Origin of the sequence: Bradyrhizobium jicamae (genome assembly GCF_018130695.1) — a bacterium.
Classification (GTDB): Bacteria; Pseudomonadota; Alphaproteobacteria; order Rhizobiales; family Xanthobacteraceae; genus Bradyrhizobium; species Bradyrhizobium jicamae_B.
The window spans coordinates 26,182-32,255 of sequence record NZ_JAFCJX010000052.1 but is presented as its reverse complement, the minus strand read 5'-3'; the positions used below and the strand labels follow the sequence as shown (position 1 = coordinate 32,255).

The following is a 6,074-nucleotide window of genomic DNA, read 5'->3' as shown; positions in this document are numbered from 1 at the left end:
CATCTGACTCTCCGTGGGTTCGAGTGTGGAAACCCAAACCTATCGGAGAGGCCACGCTCACCGCCCATGGAATCTACAGGATTTGCTCGCAATGACGGCTACGCCGCCAGATGCCGTGACGCGGCCAGTCCCGCCAGCGCTTCCTGCAGCTTCTCGCGGTCGAGCGGCTTGATCAGAAAACCGTCCATGCCGGCCTCGAAGCAGGCGTAGCGATCTTCCACCAGCGCGTTGGCGGTCAATGCCAGGATCGGCGTCTGCCGGCCGGGCTGGCCGGCTTCGAGCTTGCGGATGCGCTTGGTCGTCTCGATGCCGTTCAGCCGCGGCATCTGTACGTCCATCAGGACGAGATCATAGGGCGTGCCGGCGGATTTCGCCGACAGCCAGGATTCCATCGCCTGCTCGCCATTGGTGGTGATGACGGCGTGATGGCCGAGCCGGCTGAGCAGCGAACGCATCAACAGCGCGTTGATCTCATTGTCCTCGGCGACCAGGATCGACAAGCCCTTTCGCGCGTCGGTCGCCTGTGCTGCATGCGATGCGGGGTCCTCCGGCGTCTCGATCGCAAGGCTGGGTGCTGCGATCTCCGGCGTCGCAGTCAGGCGCGCCGCGAGCGATGCCGCGCGCAGCGGCTTGATCAGATAGCCGGTAAAGGTCGAGCCGGTCGACGCCAGCAGCTCCTGCCGCGTCGCCGGCGTGAACATCACGATGCGGTGGGTGGCATGCGTGCGCGCGGCGTTGGCGAGCGCTTCCATCCTCTCCGTGCCGAGCGCGTGGTCGATCAGGACCGCGTGCCAGGTTCGCTCCGGCAGAAGCGCTGTCGCAACGTCGGCATCCGCCACCATGCAGGTCTGCGCGCCCCAGCGCTGCAGCCGTCGCGAGATCAGCGAGGCCTCAATGCTCTGCGGCGCCGCCAGCATGATCGACTGCCCGGAGAAGTCGGGCGCCGCGAATATCTTCACCTCGCCGGTGTCGGCAGCAGTGAGCGGGATCGAGACCTCGAAGGTCGAGCCGGCACCTGGCGTGCTCGCCAGCGCGATGCGTCCGCCCATTCGTTTCACGATGCGATCGCTGATCGAGAGGCCGAGGCCGGTGCCGCCATAGCTGCGCGCGATGCGCTCGTCGGCCTGCTCGAATTCGCGGAAGATGCGCTGCTGCGCTTCCGGCGCAATGCCGATGCCGGTGTCGCGCACCAGGAAGCTGATCTCGTTCGGCCAGATGCCGGGCTCGACGATCAGCGCCACGCCGCCGGTCGCGGTGAACTTGATGGCATTGCCGGCGAGATTGAGCAGCACCTGGCGGAGCCGCGCGGAATCGCCGATCACCTCGATCGGCAATTGCTCGTCGACATAGGCGGCGATCTCGATGCCCTTGGCCTGCGCGCGCGGCGCCAGCAATTCGGTGATGTCCTCGATCAGCGTCGACAGCGCGAACGGCCGGTGCTCGAGATCGATCTTGCCGGCCTCGATCTTGGAATAGTCGAGCAGCTCCTCGATCAGCGACAGCAGCGCATCGCCCGAGGTCTTCACTGCCTTGACATAGGTCGCCTGCTCCGGCGTCAGCGGCGTTTCCATCAAGAGGCCGCTCATGCCGATGATGCCGTTCAGCGGCGTGCGGATCTCGTGGCTGGCCATCGCGAGGAAGCGCGACTTGGCGCGGTTCGCTGCATCGGCCTGGTCGCGCGCTTCGGCGAGCGCGCGTTCGCTCTCGGTGCGGTCGGTGACGTCGCGGCCGACGCTCTGCATCTCGGCCGGCCCGCCGGCGTCGTTGCGCACAAAGCCCTCGCGCCAGGCGATCCAGCGCGCACCCAACGGTCCCTCGATCTTCTGGTCGTGCACCCGCGTGCCGTTGCTCTCGAGCGCGGTGTCGCCTTGCTCCAGCACTTGCAGCGTGGCGGTGCTGCCGACCAGCTGATCGCGCGGCAGCTGCGCCAGCTCGCAATAGGCGTCGTTGGCGTAGGTGATGCGGCCATCCGCATCGCGCAGCACGATCAAATCGCCCTGCGCCTTGAACAGATTGCGGACGCGCTGCTCGGCCTCCTGCAGCTCCCAGTTGCGATCCGCCATCGCCTCATTGTGGGTGGCGATGGTGCGCAGCTTCTTGCGCAGGAAGCGCATCCGGACGCTCATCGTCGCCAGCGCGAGGCAGGCGAGCGCGAACAGGAAGCTCACGCCGATCGCGAACGCATAGGGGTCGTAGCTGGAATCTTCGGCCAGGATGCCGGAGATGAAGCCGAAGGCGCCGCCGAACGCGGCGGAGAAGACGGTGAAGGAGCGGACCGCAAAGGTGAGCCAAGGGTGGCGGCGCGAAAAGCGGCGCAGGCGCAGCTTGAATCGAAAAATCCGCCCCATCGCCGACATCCCCTGAGATTGCTTGACATCGACGGCCCGTCAGCCGTCGGGGTGTTGGCCCAGACGATGCGTCGGTCACCTTGCAAAGTGCTTGAGGCGGGCGAGCGTTTCGCGTTGCGCTGACAACAGGGTTAGCGAAGCGTTAATGCGTCCAGCGAGGCGGCTTCCAGGCGGCGATGTCCGCCGCGGGCGCCGACGATCAGGGCCGCGGCGTCGCGGGCCGAAAATGTCTTGGATTGCACGAAGATACGATAGTCGGACGGGCCGTCATGCGAGAGATGGATGACGGGATCTGCGGCCCGCGGGCTGCCGGAGATCGCGACCAGCTGCGGGACGTTATGGCTCTCGCAGGCGCCGGCCTCGGTGTCGTCGATATCGTCGATCACGGCAAAGTCGGCCAGCTCGGCAGCGTCAGTGATCTGGACGCGGACGGTGGCCAGATTCGGGTCGTCGGTGAAGCTGACATGGAGCTGCGCCTGCCAGGGCAGCGCGGCGATCTGGACGGCCGCGCCGCCGACCTCGATGCAGGGCCGGGGACCGGGCAGCAACTCGCCGCGGGCAAACACCGCGGTCACGGCCAGCGGCAGCACCGAGGCCAGGATCTTGAAACGCAACATGACACTTACTCGCTCACCGCCTCAAGCGCGCGGACGCGGCGCTTATGGTTTGCGGAGCGTAAACGAGACTGGTTACCACCGCGTTGACGATGGCGGCGATCATGCACGCCTGAGATGAATTAGGCCGCGCGACGCAGATCGTCGGCAAGCGCCCGATACGACAGCGCTTCGGCGAGATGCAGACGGCCGATTTTCTCGGCGCCGTCGAGATCGGCCAGCGTGCGCGCAACCCGCAGCACACGATGATAGCCGCGCGCGGTGAGATGCATGGTCTCGGCGGCTTCGCGCAGCAGCTTCTGGCCCGCTGCATCCGGCTGCGCGATGGTCTCGAGCAGCGCGCTCGGCGCCTCGGCATTGGTGCGGACATGTGGCAGGCCGGCGGCCGCATAGCGCGCCAGCTGGACGTTGCGCGCGGCAGCGACGCGGGCCGCGACTTCGGCCGAGCCTTCCGACGGCGGCGGCAAGATCAGATCGGCGGCGGTGACGGCCGGCACCTCGATGCGGAGATCGATGCGGTCCATCAGCGGGCCGGAGATGCGCATCTGGTAGTCGGCGGTGCAGCGGTCGAGCTGACCGCGCTTGCAGGAATAGCCGGGCTCATAGGCATGGCCGCAGCGGCAGGGGTTCATCGCCGCTACCAGCATGAAGCGCGCCGGATAGGTGACGCGGTGGTTGGCTCTGCTGACCGAGACCTCGCCGTTCTCCAGCGGCTGGCGCAGCGAATCCAGCACGCGCGGATCGAACTCCGGCAGCTCGTCGAGGAACAGCACGCCCTGATGCGCGAGCGAAATCTCGCCGGGCCTTGCCCGCATGCCGCCGCCGGTGAGTGCCGCCATGCTGGCGGAGTGATGGGGGCTGCGGAATGGCCGCCGCGCTGTCAGAGCACCATCGCGAATCTCGCCGGCGACGGAGGCGATCATCGAGACTTCCAGCAGTTCGGATGGCGACAATGGCGGCAGGATCGACGGCAGCCGCGCCGCCAGCATCGATTTGCCCGCGCCGGGCGAGCCCATCATCAAAAGGTGATGCCCGCCCGCGGCTGCGATCTCGAGCGCGCGTTTGGCGCTTTCCTGGCCCTTGATGTCTCTGAGGTCGAGCAGTGCCTCCTCGCGCTCATGCACCTTCGGCTGCGGCCGCGACAGGACCTGCGTGCCCTTGAAGTGATTGGCGATCTGGATCAGCGAGCGCGCCGCAATGATCTGGATGTCCGGGCTTGCCCACGCCGCCTCCGAGCCGCACGCCGCCGGACAGATCAGGCCCTCGTCGCGCGAATTGGCGCCGATCGCAGCCGGCAGAACGCCGGCGACCGGTGCGATCGAGCCGTCGAGCCCGAGTTCGCCAAGCACCGTAAAGCCGTTGAGCGCGTCGGGCGGGATCGCCCCGATCGCCGCCATCAGGCCAAGCGCGATCGGCAGGTCGTAGTGACTGCCTTCCTTGGGCAGGTCGGCCGGCGCCAGATTGACGATGATCCGCCGCGCCGGCAGCGCCAGGCCGGAGGCGACAACCGCCGCCCGCACCCGCTCGCGCGCCTCGGACACCGCCTTGTCCGGCAGGCCGACGATCAGAAAGTTCGGCAAGCCGGGGACGATCTGCACCTGCACGTCGACCGCGCGGGCCTCAATCCCTTCGAAAGCGACGGTGGAAACCCGCTGAACCATGCTACCCCCTGCACAATCGAGGGTAGCGAAATCGGGCGGCAAGTCAAGAACATTACGGGAACAAGGCGCCTCGACCTTGCTAAGCGGCGGTTGCCTCGGCGGCAGAGCCGCGATGCGTATCCTCCGTCGGAGCAAGGCTGCCCGACTCCACGTTCGGGACGTGGATCACGAAACCGCCCTTGCCGCGGCGCTTGGCTTCATACATCGCGCGGTCGGCCGCGATTAGCAGCTCGTCGGCGGTGTTGCCGTCGCGGGGTGCGGCGGCAATGCCGATGCTGACGCCGATCCTGGCAGCCGGCTCGAATGCGAAGGGCTCGGAGACACGCGCGATGATGCGCCGCGCGACAGAGATCGCGTCGTCGTCGCTGATGTCGGGCAGCAGCACGACGAATTCGTCGCCGCCGAGACGGCACGCGAAATCGACGTCGCGGACGCAGCCGCGCAGCCGCTTGGCGACCTGGACCAGAACCGCATCGCCCATCGCATGTCCAAAGCCGTCATTGACGCCCTTGAAGCCGTCGAGATCGAGACAGAACACCGCGAGCTTTGAACGCTGTGACGTCACTTCGGACGCGGGCACGGCGAGCAGATCGGCGAACAGCTTTTGATTCAGCGCGCGGTTGGGCAGGCCGGTGAGCAGGTCGTGATGCGCCATCTGGCGATTGCTGTGCTCGGAGCGGTGCAGGTTGAGCAGCACCTTGTGGTTCTCGAGCAGCAGGAAGATCATGCCGGCGGTGTAGAGCGGCGTTTGCAGGCCGATGATGAAGAGATACGGGATCGGCGAGACGATCGTGGCGATCGCAAACGGCAGCGTCAGGATGCAGATCAACAGCGCGCCATAGCGCGGCGTGCCGGCGTTGCGCGAGGAGATGCCGCCGACGAGATTGGCGATGCCGATGCCGGCCATCAGGATCAGCGGCAACTCGCCCGATGCGACGCATTGATAGCAACCGGCGGAAATCAGGATCGCCGAGGCGAGCCCGGCCCAGATCGGCGCGATGGTGGTGCCGGTGAGTTGCGCGGCCTTCGCCTTCGCGATGTCGGCCAGCATCAGGTAGACCCGGATGCTGCCGAGAACGAGTTCAGCTGCCACCCAGCCATAGGCCCATGCGGTCCCGGTCAACGCGGCGGCGATCGAGGCCGTGAGCAGCGAGGCGAAGATCGCGACCGCGAGCGTTTTGATCTTGCTCGCGCGTTGATGCAGCAATTCCTTGCGGACCTCATCCGGCTCCGGATGCAGGCCGGCCAATAGCCAGTCGACACAGACGCGCAGGCGCGACTTGCGCTGCGCTGGTTGCGCGGCATCAACGGGGGTGTCTGGCAGGACTGCGGCTGTCATGAGCCGCAATCTCAAGCAGCAGCTCTTGCAGACCGCTTAAACGGGGAACCAAAGTTCCCGAGAGCGTAAAGATTTAACTTCCACGGCAAGGTTTGGCTAATGCGAGGCTAAA

General features: G+C 66.6%; 4 protein-coding genes. All 4 read right to left on the bottom strand.

Features of this window, described 5'->3' with window-relative positions:
• Window positions 1-98: 98 nt before the first annotated feature.
• The gene (locus JQ604_RS40315) at window positions 99-2,348 is read right to left on the bottom strand and encodes a PAS domain-containing hybrid sensor histidine kinase/response regulator (RefSeq protein WP_212366324.1); all 2,250 of its coding nucleotides are present in this window, start codon (window positions 2,346-2,348) and stop codon (window positions 99-101) included.
• A gap of 131 nt (window positions 2,349-2,479) precedes the next feature.
• Entirely contained in the window at window positions 2,480-2,965 is a 486-nt protein-coding gene (locus JQ604_RS40310; RefSeq protein WP_212366323.1) for a hypothetical protein, read from the bottom strand.
• A 119-nt stretch (window positions 2,966-3,084) separates the two neighbouring features.
• Entirely contained in the window at window positions 3,085-4,623 is a 1,539-nt protein-coding gene (locus JQ604_RS40305; protein ID WP_212366322.1) for a YifB family Mg chelatase-like AAA ATPase, read from the bottom strand.
• Window positions 4,624-4,702: 79 nt separating this feature from the next.
• Window positions 4,703-5,962, bottom strand: coding sequence for a GGDEF domain-containing protein (locus JQ604_RS40300; RefSeq protein ID WP_212366321.1), 1,260 nt, complete (start codon window positions 5,960-5,962; stop codon window positions 4,703-4,705).
• Between the last annotated feature and the right edge of the window lie 112 nt (window positions 5,963-6,074).

Coding starts and splice junctions, on each gene's coding strand:
- JQ604_RS40315 (WP_212366324.1), bottom strand. CDS start 2,348: ATGGGGCGGATTTTTCGATTCAAGCTGCGCCTGCGCCGCTTTTCGCGC.
- JQ604_RS40305 (WP_212366322.1), bottom strand. CDS start 4,623: ATGGTTCAGCGGGTTTCCACCGTCGCTTTCGAAGGGATTGAGGCCCGC.
- JQ604_RS40300 (WP_212366321.1), bottom strand. CDS start 5,962: ATGACAGCCGCAGTCCTGCCAGACACCCCCGTTGATGCCGCGCAACCA.
- JQ604_RS40310 (WP_212366323.1), bottom strand. CDS start 2,965: ATGTTGCGTTTCAAGATCCTGGCCTCGGTGCTGCCGCTGGCCGTGACC.